This is a genomic window from Spirosoma montaniterrae, from assembly GCF_001988955.1.
Taxonomy (GTDB): Bacteria; Bacteroidota; Bacteroidia; order Cytophagales; family Spirosomataceae; genus Spirosoma; species Spirosoma montaniterrae.
Genome location: NZ_CP014263.1, coordinates 5,586,306 through 5,601,763, shown reverse-complemented (window position 1 = coordinate 5,601,763; position 15,458 = coordinate 5,586,306). Strand labels below are relative to the sequence as shown.

The following is a 15,458-nucleotide window of genomic DNA, read 5'->3' as shown; positions in this document are numbered from 1 at the left end:
TTATAAATTAGTTGCCCTTAAAAAAGGACTGCAAAGATAAGCAAACTTTTCGGCCAAATAGTTCAATGATAAGGTATAAGCTATAAAAAGGTGTAGGGTGTAAGTACTTCCAGCGAAGCCACTTACACCCTACACCCTAAAACCCTACTCCTCCCTACACGTATGCCTTTTCTTTCTTGGCTAAGAATGGCATCCAGCTTTCTTCGATGGAGTCAGAAAATTCGCGTAAAAAAACCAGAAACGTAGGTTTGAACGGTTTCTGGCGCAGTTTCATATTCGCTTCGTCGGGGGTGTCGTCTCCTTTTCTGGAGTTGCACCGTTTACAGGCCGTAGCCAGATTGTCCCAACTGGTTTTGCCTCCTCTCGACTTTGGCAGGACGTGGTCGAGCGTCAGGTCTTCTGTAGTGCCGCAGTATTGGCAGCGGTGCCCATCGCGCTTGAAGATATTCTGCCGGGTCAGCATAACGCCCTTGTAAGGCAGATTCACGTATCGATGCAACCGAATCACCGACGGCATCGGGAACTCGGCAGAAACGGTTCGAAGCGTAAATTGTTCCGATTCGGCTACGAGTTCGGCTTTGTCTAAGTAAACCAGCAAAAATGCTTTAGGAACGGAGCAGATGCTGAGTGCGCTGTAATCTTGATTTAAGACTAATACTTTCCTGCCCATATCGCGTTTAGAACCCTCTGTACGCAAGCAATTTACAGAGTTATCCACAGAATGGCAAGAATTGAGCAAAAAAACTATTCGCTTCCCCGGCGCATGTCGCGCTCAACATCGCGTTCTTTAATGCTCTCCCGCTTGTCGAACAGCTTTTTACCCTTCGCCAGCGCAATCTCAATTTTGGCAAAACCGCGTTCACTCGTAAACATCCGGATCGGTACAATGGTCAGTCCCTGATCTTTCAGCTTGTCGGCCAATCGCTTGATTTCGCGCTTGGTGAGCAACAACTTTCGGTCGCGCAGGGGTTCATGGTTGTAATGCGTTCCTTCTGAATACGTAGAGATATTCATCTGACGGATGAACAGTTCATCGCCATGAATCAGGCAATAGGCATCCTGAAGGTTCACCTTGCCCTGCCGTACCGATTTGATTTCGGTGCCGGTAAGCACGATGCCTGCCGTATATTTTTCCAGAAAAGCGTACTCAAACGACGCTCGCCGGTTTCGGATATCAACTTGTTTTACAATCGGGGCAGAGGCCATAAGACTACAGAAATGGGGCCGCAAAGATAGCCGCCATTTGGGACAACACCGGAAATCAGGGAGAGGTTTGTGACGAAATGCCAAAACCCAGTCTCGACAAAGAAGGACGCCCAGCGGGCCGGTGCCAGCACTCCGAAAAGTGGTATTAGAATCACAGCCTCAAGACCTAATACGGCACCGGCCCAACCGGACGATGTTCTAATCCTCGGCTGTAGGCGCGACAAACTTACCGAATTAGCTTTTCACAGGCAAAAATCATACCCTACCTGAAATTCCGCTTGAAATTTCAGTAAATATATGCAACACATATCATTTATTAGTTTTCAGTAATGTACAGAGTTACTATACATCTAATGCGGTAAATTGTCGCAATAACTATGCCATTGGTACACAATAAAAATTTATTGTTGTACGCTATACCAAAAGGAGGTCGACCCACACGTATAGGCCGACCTCTTTTTGGTGTAGCGTACAACAGATGCTATTTTTTCTTTGTCTGTTTCTCCTTGTACTCTTTGTTCAGACCGTCCAGAACAACTTTGGTTTGGTCGGCATCGGGGTTAGCAAACAGAATGCCACCACCTTTGGTATACCCCAATACAAACTGGTATTTATTCTGGGCATTTACTTTTTTCAGATAGTCATATATCTGGTCATATAACTCCTTGTTCTTGTTCTGCTCTTCAACCGCCAGATTCTGGGCCGCCCGTTCGCGGTAGGCCAGAATATCCTGTTGTTCTTTTTGCAGAGACACTTCGGTAGCACGGCCCTGTTCCTGGGTCAACTTTCCCTGACTGGCCTGTTGCTGGAAAAAAGCGGCTTTATTTTGCAAGTTGCGGCCTTTGGTTGCCAGTTCGTTTTCCAACTGAAATCGCTTACTTTCAAGTACTTTCTGTGTATCTTTAAAGTATTCGTATTTGGTCAACAACGAATCGACGTTTACGTAAACAATCTCTTTACCTTTCGCTTCGGCGGGTTTTGCCACTACGGCGGGCGCGTCGGGCTGGCGGTCTTTAAAATGCAGGTAGTAGAGTACAGCTACGGCAATCGTCAGGATGACGTTCAGAATTAATGAGGCATTCTTCACAGGAAATGAATTGGTTAGTGACAAGTTTATCCTACAAAGTTATAGGGATTTACGATTTACGAGGTACGATTAGCTATTTGATTTTGGAAAATCAGCCGGACGTAGTACCCCGAAACACCTGCCAGGCCACCAACCAAACCGCCCAATAGGGCTGTTACCAGCAACGGCAGCGCGGCTCCATCTGTCTTAAAAATAAGCTGGCCCATGCGATTAGTCAGGATACCGTCTGTACGTAGGTGTATGAGCAGGGCATATAGCAGCCATACCAGCGCGATACCGGCAAAACCGTACCAAAACGATTGTCCCGCGCCCGTGCTGCGCCAGAAACAGACACCAAAGGCTACTAATGCCAGACTCCACCACGGCAAAATAAGCTGAGCCAACAGACTCAGTATGGCGATTATAATGATTTGAAGCATATGTGTAAGGCGGCTGGGAAGCCGCAATTAAGTTTTTGTAGTCAGTTTACGTGTGTCTTTCCAGCCGCAGTATGTTAACACCCCATGTGCAGGTTTCCAGCCGCGTTACTTTAGCACCATTTTCCGCTTGATGCGGGGGTGTTTGTCCTGTGCGGTTTGCAGGAAAAGCAATTCATTGAGCTGGCCCGTTCGCCATGTTTCGAGCATGTTCAGGTAATGCGGACTGCCGGGATTGCCCGACTGCCCGCCCGGATACACACCGTAGGCTTTGGGCTGTGGCCCCAACGCCACCACCATCCGCCACGACGGGCCGTTGCGTTCGCTGGTAGCGTTAACGATGTTGGCTCCACCACCAATCTGTACGTTCAGCGCGCTGAGGGCATCGAGCCGGGCTAAGTGACTGATGCGTGTTGCTTTATGGTTGCCCCACTGCCATGCCTTGCCGATGGGGCCGTGCTGCCGGGTGAGCGAGTCAACGGCTGACCGGAAACTCTGCGTCAGCATATCGCCAAGTGTTTCAGTTGTTGCGGTCGTTACATTGTCGAACCAACGGGCGTTTGGTTCTTTTTCGGCCAGCAGCAGCGTTCGGTCGAAACTCGGAAATCGAAATGTGTTCTGATCATTGCTGGGGAAATCGTCTTTCCAGACGTGTTCCATATACTGTTGCATCCACTCAGTGAAAATAGTGGCACCAACCTCGCCTACATCATTGGTGTAAGTCCATTTTTTCACAATGTCCAACGCTTTAGCCTGTTCAGCGGTTAGTCCATTCGTTCGCAAATAGGGCAAAAATATAGGCAACGCGTTTTTAGCCCGCAAATTCAGATTGTCATTTTGCAGCATCCGCAGGCTGTCGGGCGTAGCGTTTTGCATAGCTGTAAGCCGCTGATTAATGCGGATGCCGCGTTCGGCGGAAGCAAACTGCCAGTTCAGGTAATACGGATAGGTCGGATCTGTCGAAAACTGATTGGCCGAGCTGACAAATCCCCTCGGCGGGTTTTTAACATGCGGGTTTTGTTCAGCCGGGACCCACCCCTGCCAATCGTGGGCCGGATTGGTTCCGTCGAGCAGAAACTTGCCCTGATTCTTCCATTTCAGAGGGAAACGCCCATTTGGTGAAATCGCAATGTCTTTGGCAACGTCGGCAAAGACGAAATTTTGCGCCGGAGCCGAATAAAACGACAGAGCCTTGCGGTAATCGGCGTGATTTTTGGCCCGGTCGAGAAGGTAGTAGGTTAGAAAATCATTTGAGGCTTCGTGGGCAATCCAGCGGGCTGCGTAGCCAACCGGTACGTTTTTGGCATACGGCTTTTCATTTTCCTCATACATAATCGGGCCATGATGCGTGTATAATACCGTGTCGATGATGTCGGGTTTACCCTTTGCTTTTATAACCTCCAGCCGACGCGTGATGGGCTTCCATTTGTTATCGTGCCAATACTCGCGTTTCGATGCGTCTTTGAACTTGATCTGGTAAAAGTCGAGTACGTCGGCACCAACATTCGTAACGCCCCAGGCTATTTGCCTGTTGAAACCAATTATCACCCCTGGCGAACCCGGCATAGAAGCTCCGTATACGTTCAGTGTGGGCGTAACCAACTGAATCTGATACCAGATCGACGGCAGACTCAGCGACAGGTGCGGGTCATTCGCCAGAATTGGGTAGCCGGTAGCCGACTTTTGCGGCCCCACGGCCCAGTTATTACTGCCAATGGTTGGGTCATGTTCGGGCCAGCGCATTGCCAGCGGTTTGCCATTGGGCAGCACACTGGCAGGAACAGCCGGAATGTTTATCGGTTTGAAGTCCCATTTTGTACCAGCCGGAACAATTGGATCTTCGCGAAAGGGGTAATCGGGAAACAGATCCGTCGTAACGGCGAGACCATATTTTTTGAGTACGTTGCTCATATTCAGGTCATCGGCTCCCAGTGCCAGTACCCCCGACATGTATTTCAGGAAATAGGCACACTTAATAGGTTGCCAGGGTTCGGGGGCATAGCCCAGCAGTTTGTATTCGAGCGGATACTGCGCGGGTTTCAACTGATCGATATAGGCGTTGACGCCCGCTGTGTAGGCTTCAAGCGACTCGCGCGAACGCGGATCGGCCATCATAGCCTTTACGGCGCGTTCGGCCCCGAATCCCATACCTAATCGCCGGTTGTAGCGGTCGAGCTCGAGGGCGCGGTCGCCTACAATCTCAGACACTCGCCCGGCGGCTGCGTGTGTTTGAAACTCCATCTGCCAGAGCCGGTCGCGGGCAGTCAGATAACCCTGCGCGAAATAGGCATCGCGGTCGTTCTGCGCGAATACGTGCGGGATGGCTAAGTCATCGAAAATGACCGTAACCGGAGCCGACGTGCCATTGATTGTAATTTCTTCGTCGGCGTCGTTGGCGGGTTCAGCGTTTTGCCAAAACCCAACAAATGGACTAAGTAGTGGCCCAAACGCCGGGACTGTACCCCATGAACGACTGAGCGCGTAGATTAAAATTATGGTTAGAAGAGTAGAAAGAATGGCCTTAGCGTAACGCATAACGGGTTATAGACGTAGTGTCGAATGGAAATGCAAGTTTACGATTGCACCCTTCAAATAAAAAGTATTCTTTTGTCAACTTGCTTATTTCTTTTCTACATTTGTCATAGGTCGCAAAGTGGGTTGGCCCACCACCGGGTGGTACGCCGTTTTGTTTAATGATAGCTGTTTATGGAACCGACCGACTCGGAACTAACGCTTCGGCTGACGCGCCACGATGAAAGCGCGTTTGAGTTGCTGTTCCGGCGTCATTACCGCTACCTCTACGGCGTTGCCGTTCAGTACGTTAAAGACCCCGGTTTGGCCGAAGATGCTCTTCAGGAAGTATATCTGAAACTGTGGCTGAACCGCACCCACCTCGACCCGGCCCAGTCAGTCCGGGCTTATCTGGCAACGGCCATGCGTCATCAGATTCTGAACCGCCTGCGCGACGAGAAGCGAGCTATTCTACGTCATATTGAGCAGCAAACGGCCCTTCCAGAAACCGACACAAGCACCGAAGAAGCGATTATGCTGAACGAGTATAGTTTAGTAGTGCGGCAGGGGCTGCAACTACTGCCTGCCCAGCGTCGGCTGGTGTTTACGTTGCGTTCGGAAAGCGGTTTGTCGAACGAAGAGGTAGCTCAGCAACTCGATATTTCTATCAATACGGTTAAAGTGCAGTATTACCACGCTTGTCGGTTCCTGCGCGATTATCTGCGCCAACACGCCGACATTCCAACGCTGATGACACTACTCCTCATCAAAATTTGTGATTAAATCCGAAAAAATTTTCCCATTCCAATAATACTTCTGTTCACGGCTGGTGTATAGGAAGCAAACTGGCTTTTCTATACCCTATGACCGAAGATATACTCCAACGCTACTTCGCCAACCAGGTTACACCCGATGAGGCTCGGCGTGTGCTGAACTGGTTCGCCACCAATGAAGGGCAGGTTTACCTGAAGCATCGTCTCGATCAGCAATTCGATCAGGCTGAGTGGCAGACTTTGCCCAATGCAGCCGCTACTGCGCCCGACGCCGATAAACTCTTAGCCGCACTTCGCCAGAGGTTAACGCCCGTTCGCCCGCTGACCGACGAAACACCTGTTCGACAATTGCCGTGGTACAGTCAGCCAATGCGCTGGGCGGCTGTTCTGATTGGCACTTTGTTACTGGCTGCGGGTGGATTCTACGGCTATCAGTATGTCTACCCGGCTGATCTGATTCAGCAAACGGCTTATGGCAAAACCAGCCGGTTCACGCTGCCCGATGGCTCTACCGTAACCCTGAACGGTAATAGTCGGCTACGGTATGCGCCCCGCTGGGCCACCGGCACCACCCGTGAAGTCTGGCTCGATGGCGAAGGCTTCTTTCGTGTAACGCATCAGGCTAACCATGAACGCTTTGTGGTGCATCTGCCCAACAAGTTGAACATCGAAGTGCTGGGTACTCAGTTTAACGTTTTGGCCCGCCCCTCCCGGACCCGCATTGTGCTCAGCAGCGGACGTATCCGACTCGAAAACCAGGCTGGTCAGCAAGTAGAGATGCGCCCCGGCGAACTGGTTGAAACTTCACCCAGAACTAAGTATGTAAACCGCCGGCGTGTAAACCCGGTAGCGGATGCTTCATGGCAAACAGACAGGCTAACCTTCGATGACGCCAGCCTTCAGGACATGGTAGATCGGCTGGAAGAAACATATGGCTTGTCGGTGACGGTAAAAAAACCGGAACTCCTCCAGCAACGGTTTTCGGGTACGGTGCCCAATCACAACGTAAACGTGCTACTGGACGGCTTGGCTCAGCTATTCGGGCTTTCAATTCAACGGCATGGAAATCAGGTGATTATCGACTCTAATGATTAATTCTTTCTTCTTTTACAACGCATGAAAAAGTTACTATTCCTTTTAGGAGTCAGCCTGACAGCAAACACAATGCTACCCTCTGCGGTAGATGCACAGGTGCTGGCATCCACAAGCCGCCTTAACTCGCAACGTCCGGAATTAGTGCTAAAGCAACACGGCGACGACGGTTCCGGGCGGGCCGTATCGCCCAAAATGGTACAGCTAAAAGTTGGACTGGCCCGCATCGAGAAACGGTACGGCGTTTCGTTCATCTACCGAAGCGACCTGGTAGATACGCAGGTATTGAATAACACCATGCTATCGGGCAGCTTAACCGAAGACCTGAACAGTTTACTACAGGGAACCGACCTGATTTCGGAGCCAGTACGCGCCAATTTTTACATAATTCGCGCCAAAGGCCAGAAAGCTGGTAAAACACTGCGCCCGCTGAAACGGGCTGGCCTGCTCGAAGAAGAAAATAAAGGCCCTTTCGCCCTGATCGGAGCGGGCACCGACATCCGTTCCCTGAGCCAGTCGCTCGAAAACCGCATTAGCCGGGCTGGGCTGATACTGAACGAACTGGTCCAGGACCGCGTCGTAACGGGTCGTATCACCGACGAGAGCGGTGCTGTTCTGGCAGGTGCCTCGATTGCTGTGAAAGGAACCAACCGGGGCACCTCGACCAACTCAGACGGCAGCTACTCCATTAATGTTCCGTCGAACAACGCAACTCTGATTTTCAGCTACATAGGCTACGTAACACAGGAAATTGCGGTCGGGAATCAATCAACGATTAACGTAAGTCTGGCAAGCGATGTCAAAACGTTGCAGGAGGTATCGGTGGTAAACATTGGTTACGGTACGGTACGGCAGCGCGACCTGGCAAGTTCGGTAGCCATTGCGGGCCGAAAAGAATTCGGCGACGTGAACGTATCAGACGCCAATCAGTTGCTGCAAGGTAAGCTGGCGGGTGTAAACGTAACGAACAACAACGGTCTGCCCGGTTCAGGCACTAAAATTACCATCCGGGGTGTTGGCTCGTTCACCAACTCCGACCCACTCTACGTTATCGACGGTATTCAGGGGGGCGACATCAACTCGGTTAGCCCCTACGACATCGAGAACGTAACAGTACTGAAAGATGCCGCCACTACCGCCATCTACGGAGCCGCAGCCGCCAACGGCGTAGTGATTGTGACAACCAAACGGGGCAAGAGTGGAACGCCGAAACTCTCCTACACGGGTTACGTGGGCGTAGCACAGCCCTGGCGCAAGCTCGACATGCTGAACGCCACCCAATACGTTGATCTGGTGGGCGACATCCAAACCGCGCTCGGTGGTCAGTTGACCAGCAAACTGCAATCGCCCGATGTACGCGTTACCCGTACCGACTGGCAGAACGAAATCTATCGCAACGGTCGGCTCACCGAACACTACCTGAACCTGACGGGTGGCTCCGAAAAATCGACCTACAGCGTGTCGATGGGTTATACCAATCAGCAGGCTATCATGCGTAACTACGACTTCGAGCGGATCAACCTGCGGGCCGCGCTGGAGCAAACGGTAGGGCGGTTCAAGTTTGGTCAGAACATCAACTTTCGCTATACCACCAACCGGGGCAATACGGCTTCGTTTGCCGATGCGCTGCGGATGCCGCCCTACGCACCGACCACCGATCCTACCAACCTCGGCGGCTTCTCGCGCGTAACAACGACCGACGACCTCAACGACGCGTTCAACCCGCTGGCAACTATCAACCTGACCAACCGCAAGGCCCGTTTTATGCAGCTTTATACGCAGTTGTTTGGCGAGTGGCGGATTATGGACGGGCTGACCTTCCGCACTCAGGCGTCAATCAACTTTGGAAACTACAACGGATTTAACTTCCAGCGTCCTTTTGCCAATGGCATGCTGGTGTTTCCCCGTCAGATTACGGAGTACTACGGCTATGACATCAGCCCACTGCTGGAGAACTATCTTACCTACGACAAAACGTTTGGCCGTATCCACAACCTGAACGTAGTGGTGGGTAATACGTATGTTCGGGGTGCGCTGGGCCGTTCGCTGAACGCACAGGGTAATGACCTGGCTAACGACGAGATTCAGCAGATTGGCGTATCGCCCAAGACAACCATCACCAGTGGTTCGGCATATGAGAGTGCCCGGCTGTCGTACTTTGGGCGGGTCAATTACACGCTCATGGACCGGTACATCTTTACGGCGAGCTTCCGGCGCGACGGTTCGCCCAATTTCGGTGCGACCAATCGATTTGGTAATTTTCCCGGCTTTGGTTTTGCCTGGATTGTATCGGAGGAGCCGTTCCTGAAAAATATACCGGCCATTAGCAACCTGAAAGTACGGGCCAGTTGGGGCAAAACCGGGAACGACCGCATTCCCTTTGGCCTGACCGAACCAACCGTATGGCGTGGTTCACCCAGCCTGGTTTATTCGCTCGGCACCGACGGTACGTACACACAGGGAGCAACCGTCAACTCCATTGCGGCCCCTTCTCTGCGCTGGGAAGAAACGACGCAAACCAACGTGGGCGTAGACGTAACGCTGTTCAATAAAATAGGTTTGACGGTAGACTATTACAATCGCAACAACAACGGGCTGCTGTTGCAGGTGCCCATTCCGCCATCGACCGGAGTGGGTAATACGGGCGTAGGGACGTCAACTTTGTGGCAGAACGCGGCCAGCGCATTTAACCGGGGGGTAGAATTTACCGCCAGCTATCGCGCCGACATTGGCAAACTACGGCTCGACCTGACGGGCAATGCAGCCTACAACAAAAACCAGGTAACATCGCTGGGCGGTGGGGTGCCGTTTGCGAACGGAAGTATCGACGGAGGCTTCAACGCTACCCGCACCGAACCGGGCTTCCCGCTGGGATATTTCTACGGCTACAGAGTGGATCGGGTCGTATCGAGCGTGGCTGACCTGCGGTCGCTGGGTGTCGACGACAAAGGAGCATCTACCTTCCAGGACAAACTATTGCCGGGTGACTTTGTGTATCGGGACATTAACGGCGACGGCAGAATCACGCCCGCCGACCAAACCTTCCTCGGCTCACCGATTCCGAAGTGGACCTACGGCGGCAACATCAACCTGCGCTACGGTCCGCTCGATGCTATGATTGCGCTACAGGGTGTGGCAGGCGTAGAGATTTATAACGCCCTGAATTACTGGCTGGTAGGCATGACCCGACCCTTCAACGCCAGTACGCAGGTGCTGCGTCGGTGGCGGCAGGATGGCGACGTAACCGACGTACCACGCGCCGGTCAGAACGCCAATCTGAACACACGCCCGTCGAGCTATTTTGTGGAGAATGGAGCATTTATGCGGGTGCGTAATATTACCATCGGTTACTCATTACCAAATGCATTCTTACAAAAGTCGCGATTCATTCAATCAGTACGGCTGTATGCCACACTCCAAAACGCACTGACGTTTACGCGGTACACCGGCTACGACCCTGAAATTAGCAGCCCCGACCCCAATAATGCGTCAGCGTTTTTGTTCTCGCGGGGTGTCGACCGGGGGCAGTATCCGCAGCCGCGCACCTATATGATTGGTCTTCAGGCTAATTTCTAAAACCACAACACCCGTTGGTGGTGGGCATCTGCACTGCCGCCAACGCTACTAAACGATTAATACGTATGAAAAAACGGTTCATTCCTCTGCTGATGGCGTTGCTACTGGGCAACTGGGCCTGCGACCCCGATACGCTGGACATCAAAAACCAGAACCAATACAGCGACGCTACGTACTTCACAACGGACGTACAGTTCAACGAAGCTACCATTGCTACTTACGCTACGTTGCTCCACCAGGGTCTGTACGCCCGTGATTGGTACTTTACGTTCGACCTGCTGGGCAACGACGCCGAGCGCAACACCCCACTCCTGGGCGACTTAGCCGAGTTCCCGATCTATGCGCATACGGGGGCCAATCCGGTGATTCAGCAAACGTGGGGGTCGTTGTACCGGATGATCTTCCGCGCCAATCTTGTCATCGACCGCGCTACTGCCTGGAACCCAACGATGGCTGCTGAGCAGACCAACAAGAAGCAGTACATCGCCGAAGCGTCGTTTCTGAGGGGTTGGGCGCAGATGCAACTGACACAACTGTGGGGAGCCGTACCGCTGCGGCCTAATTCGGCATCAGCGCAGAACGCCGAGGCTCCACGCGCCAGTGTAGCCGAGGGCTGGGCGGCTGTGGAGCGTGATCTCACAAAGGCCGCTACTGATCTACCTCTAACCTACCCCGATGCTCAGTTGGGCCGGGCCACACGGGGAGCTGCCGTAGCGTTGCTGGGAAAGGCACTGCTCTATCAGAAAAAGTATGCGCAGGCACAGGCGCAGTTGCAACAGTTGCTTCAGGCTCCCTACAGCTACGCCCTGACGCCAAACTATGACGACCTGTTTACGGCGGGTAAGATGACCAACGAAACCATTTTTGCCGTACAGCACCGCTGGGTCGGCTGGGATCAGGGCAACGCTTTCTATATGTTTGGCGGGCAGGAGACTTGGGGCAACAAAAACACGGCATCGGGCCGGGGCATGGAATACGGCTGGAACGACTGGCAAAACGTACAGGTAGCACCTTCGCTGGCGATGGCGTTCAAATACAAAAACGAAGCTGGTGCCGACTACGTAGACCCACGGGCTAAATTGACCTTCTACGGCGATGCAGCCTCGGGCGGTGACGTCGACTACTGCAACGCCTGCACTGGTGGCGCAAAGCCATATCCATTCGCGGATAAGAAGATTCTGGCCTGGCGCAAGTACAATAACTACGAAGTGCGCGAGAAAGAAGACCTGCCCGCCAGCAACATCAGCTCCCAGCTAATTCGCTTAGCCGACGTAAAGCTGATGCTGGCCGAGACGTTCATCGAGCAGAATAACCTCGCCGGAGCACTGGCGCAAATCAACGACGTGCGCCGACGCGTAGGTGCTTTCGCCTACACGTCGCTTGGCGCACAGGACAACGCCCGGCTGCTACTGCGTCGGGAGCGGCAACTCGAACTGGCTGGCGAACAGTCGCGCTTCTTCGATCTGGTACGCTGGGGCATTGCCCAGCAGACCATCAACCCCGAAAAGCAGCGGCAGCTTAACCGCACGCCATTCCTGCCCCGGCACGTATTGTTGCCCATTCCGCAGGGCGAGAAGGACACCAACCCACTGGTTCGGGCTTCAGTAACTGATGATTGGAATTGAGCAGGGCATATTCTGCTAACGCCAGCCGTTTCTACTCTTTTCCGGCAACAAAACCCGCATCGTCCCGGCAGGGCGTGCGGGTTTTATCTTGTTTGGCCGTAGTTTTGGGCAACCTGATTTTTTAGCGATGCGCTATTTAGTAATCTTTTTCTGCCTGATGACCACCGCTTTGACTCAGCCCGCCCCACCCACTTTCGATGTGCAGGGCCACCGGGGATGCCGGGGCTTGATGCCCGAAAATACGGTTCCAGCTTTTCTGAAGGCACTTGATTTAGGTGTTACAACGCTCGAACTCGACGTGGTAATTAGCAAAGATCGGCAGGTGGTGGTGTCGCACGAGCCGTATTTCAACGCAGCGTTCAGCATAAAACCCGATGGTACGCCGGTAGAGAAAAGCGAGCATAACAACCTGACTTTATACCAGATGAATTATGCCGACATCAAACGTTACGACGTCGGCTCGAACGGCAATTCTGCTTATCCCGAACAGCAGAAGTTAAAAACCTACAAGCCGCTGCTAAGCGAAGTGATCGAGCAGGCCGAGACCTATCGCCAGCAGAAAAATCTGCCTGCTTTTTCCTATAACATCGAAATTAAAAGCGAAGAATCGGAATACGACAAAAGTCAGCCACAGCCGGGTCCGTTCTGCGATCTGGTAGAAGCCGTTATCCGCAAACAACTCCCCGCCGACCGTGTGATTATTCAGAGTTTCGACTTTGCTGTGTTGAAACACTGGCATCAGCAGGCAAAAGCGGGTAAATATTCAACCGTTCGGCTGGCCGCTTTGGTCGAAAATTTGCGCACTCCTGAAAAAAATTTGGAAGAATTAGGCTTTAAACCAGACATTTACAGTCCGTATTATCGCTTGTTGGGACAAGACCGCATTGCCAGATTGCACCAGCAGGGCATCCGCGTTGTACCCTGGACCGTAAATAAGCGCGATGACATGGAACGGTTGAAAAAATGGGGCGTCGATGGCCTTATTACAGATTATCCTGACCGGGCAAAAGGGCTGGGTCGTTAAACCAACGCCCTGCTTTTCCAGTTTCTACAGCTAATTAGCTCAACGAATGTAAATTCTTTCTTATTTTCACACTATGACCTTTCTAAACACCACGCTTAAGTGGCTCCTGCAACGGCGATTGCCACGCATCGAGGCTATGATGCAACACCCCGGCGTGGTGCAACAGAATGTATTTCAACAGCTTGTCCGGTCGGGTCGACGCACGGAGTGGGGTCATAAATACGGCTACAAATCCATCCAGACCATACGGGATTTTCAACGGCAGGTGCCTGTTTCGAGTTATGAAGACCTGTTCCCGTACATCGAACGGGTAATGAAAGGCGAGCAGAAAGTGCTGTGGCCGTCGCCCGTTCGCTGGTTTTCCAAGTCGTCGGGTACAACCAACGCCCGTAGTAAATTCATTCCGGTCACGACCGAGTCGCTCGATGAGAGTCACTTCAAAGGCGGCAAGGACATGATGGCACTTTACGTTGCCAATAACCCTGATACGCGGGCGTTTGACGGCAAGGGCTTGTCGATTGGCGGTAGCCTGCACGCCAACCCCCACAGCAAAAACAGTGCAGCAGGCGACGTATCGGCGGTAGTTATGAAAAACCTGCCAAGCTGGGCGCAGTTTATTCGAACGCCGTCTATTGAGATTGCATTGATGGACGAGTGGGAAGCCAAGCTCGAACGCATGGCCGAGGTAACAGCTCAGGAGAACGTAACGAGCATGCTTGGCGTACCGACGTGGGGACTGGTGCTGATCGACAAAATTCTGGCCCGCACGGGTAAGTCCAATATTCTGGAAGTATGGCCGAACTTTGAATTATTCGTTCATGGGGCCGTAAATTTTCAGCCCTACCGCGATTTGTTCCGGCAGCAGGTTTTCCCATCCGATAGCGTTCGGTATCAGGAAGTTTATAACGCATCGGAGGGATTCTTCGCTATTCAGGACGACCTTAGCCGCCTGGGTGAGATGCTGCTCATGCTCGACTATGGCATTTTCTACGAATTCGTGCCAATGCAGGAATCCGATCAGCCGTTCCCGAAAGCACTTACCATCGACGAGGTTGAGTTAGACAAGAATTACGCCCTCATTGTATCGACCAACGGTGGTTTGTGGCGGTATCGGGTAGGCGATACGGTTCGGTTTACCTCGCTCTATCCACATCGGCTGAAAGTAAGCGGACGCACGAAGCATTTTATCAATGCCTTTGGCGAAGAAGTTATCGTTGAAAATGCCGAAGTTGCCGTTACCCGCGCCTGTGAGGCCACCGGAGCCGTAATTTCTGATTATACTGCCGGGCCGGTATACATGGGCAATGGCACCAATGGTTGCCACGAGTGGGTGATTGAGTTTGCCCAGGAACCCAATAATCAGCAGCGTTTCAATCAACTGTTGGATCAAACCCTCCGACAGGTCAACTCCGACTACGACGCCAAACGATACAATGATTACGTGCTGCAACAGCCACGTATTCATGTGGTGCCGCGTGGCACATTCTATGCCTGGATGAAGCAGCGCGGCAAAGTCGGCGGACAGCATAAGGTGCCCCGGCTGGCAAATTCGCGCGAATATCTTGATGATATTTTGGGGAAACAGTGTCTCGAACTGTGATTCGTCGGATTGCCCTGATCAACTATGATTTTTTCAGCTTTGCTGCTGAATTACAGCTCTGTTAACCCCGAATCAACTTTCTTTCTTTCAGAAAAATATTGGTCATCACCTCCTTCTCGGGGTGCAGTACCACCTGCCGCAACACTTCGCAGATGAACAGTTCGTGGTCGCCCGCATCGGTGGTGTGTGACACGCGGCATTGGGCATAGCCGATAGACTCGGTCAGGTAGGGGCAACCGCGTTCATCGAGCGCGTGGGGTACGTTCTTAAATTTGTCTTTATCGCGTCCCGATTGCTGACCAAGCTTGCGAATCAGGCCGGTTTGGTCGGTGGCAAGCAGATTCACGTTCAGGATGCCGCTTTCACGGGCGAGTTCAATCGTATAATCAGGTTTATAAAGCGCGACCACCAGATGCGTGCCGCCCATTGCCGTTTGCATTACCCACGTCGCGATGTTAGCGTTCCGCCGACCGTCGGGTGTGGCCGTTGTGATGCTCTGGACATCGTAGTTTTTGTATTTCAACAATCGTTTCGGCATGATTTAGCGC

12 protein-coding genes are annotated in these 15,458 nt (G+C 52.4%); 6 read left to right on the top strand and 6 right to left on the bottom strand.

Going from position 1 to position 15,458, the window contains the following annotated elements; genetic code table 11:
- Positions 1-154: 154 nt before the first annotated feature.
- The 5 genes from AWR27_RS24140 to AWR27_RS24120 all read right to left on the bottom strand — a co-directional run bounded on the left by AWR27_RS24140 (position 155) and on the right by AWR27_RS24120 (position 5,244).
- Positions 155-670 carry an HNH endonuclease gene (locus tag AWR27_RS24140; protein ID WP_077133550.1) on the bottom strand — a complete coding sequence of 172 codons (516 nt, stop codon included), beginning with the start codon at positions 668-670 and terminating at the stop codon, positions 155-157.
- 74 nt (positions 671-744) lie between these two features.
- A complete protein-coding gene (gene smpB / locus AWR27_RS24135) occupies positions 745-1,206 on the bottom strand; it encodes an SsrA-binding protein SmpB (RefSeq protein ID WP_077133549.1) in 462 nt (153 codons plus the stop codon).
- 481 nt (positions 1,207-1,687) lie between these two features.
- On the bottom strand, positions 1,688-2,293 hold the full coding sequence (locus tag AWR27_RS24130; protein ID WP_077133548.1) for an OmpH/Skp family outer membrane protein: 606 nt from the start codon (positions 2,291-2,293) through the stop codon (positions 1,688-1,690).
- A 56-nt stretch (positions 2,294-2,349) separates the two neighbouring features.
- A complete protein-coding gene (locus tag AWR27_RS24125; RefSeq protein ID WP_077133547.1) occupies positions 2,350-2,712 on the bottom strand; it encodes a hypothetical protein in 363 nt (120 codons plus the stop codon).
- A 105-nt stretch (positions 2,713-2,817) separates the two neighbouring features.
- Complete coding sequence (locus AWR27_RS24120; RefSeq protein ID WP_077133546.1) at positions 2,818-5,244, bottom strand: penicillin acylase family protein; 2,427 nt, start codon at positions 5,242-5,244, stop codon at positions 2,818-2,820.
- A 171-nt stretch (positions 5,245-5,415) separates the two neighbouring features.
- Between AWR27_RS24120 and AWR27_RS24115 the strand changes: the two genes are divergently transcribed.
- From AWR27_RS24115 to AWR27_RS24090, 6 genes are all read left to right on the top strand, one after another.
- Positions 5,416-6,003 carry an RNA polymerase sigma factor gene (locus AWR27_RS24115; RefSeq protein WP_077133545.1) on the top strand — a complete coding sequence of 196 codons (588 nt, stop codon included), beginning with the start codon at positions 5,416-5,418 and terminating at the stop codon, positions 6,001-6,003.
- Between the two features lie 80 nt (positions 6,004-6,083).
- Positions 6,084-7,088, top strand: coding sequence for a FecR family protein (locus AWR27_RS24110; protein ID WP_077133544.1), 1,005 nt, complete (start codon positions 6,084-6,086; stop codon positions 7,086-7,088).
- 69 nt (positions 7,089-7,157) lie between these two features.
- Positions 7,158-10,661, top strand: coding sequence for a SusC/RagA family TonB-linked outer membrane protein (locus AWR27_RS24105; protein WP_077133543.1), 3,504 nt, complete (start codon positions 7,158-7,160; stop codon positions 10,659-10,661).
- Positions 10,662-10,726: 65 nt separating this feature from the next.
- Positions 10,727-12,286, top strand: coding sequence for a RagB/SusD family nutrient uptake outer membrane protein (locus AWR27_RS24100; protein WP_077133542.1), 1,560 nt, complete (start codon positions 10,727-10,729; stop codon positions 12,284-12,286).
- A 127-nt stretch (positions 12,287-12,413) separates the two neighbouring features.
- Complete coding sequence (locus tag AWR27_RS24095; protein WP_083732957.1) at positions 12,414-13,310, top strand: glycerophosphodiester phosphodiesterase family protein; 897 nt, start codon at positions 12,414-12,416, stop codon at positions 13,308-13,310.
- A 73-nt stretch (positions 13,311-13,383) separates the two neighbouring features.
- Complete coding sequence (locus AWR27_RS24090) at positions 13,384-14,910, top strand: GH3 auxin-responsive promoter family protein (protein WP_077133541.1); 1,527 nt, start codon at positions 13,384-13,386, stop codon at positions 14,908-14,910.
- 61 nt (positions 14,911-14,971) lie between these two features.
- Here AWR27_RS24090 and AWR27_RS24085 read toward each other — a convergent pair whose 3' ends face one another.
- Complete coding sequence (locus tag AWR27_RS24085; RefSeq protein ID WP_077133540.1) at positions 14,972-15,448, bottom strand: flavin reductase family protein; 477 nt, start codon at positions 15,446-15,448, stop codon at positions 14,972-14,974.
- Between the last annotated feature and the right edge of the window lie 10 nt (positions 15,449-15,458).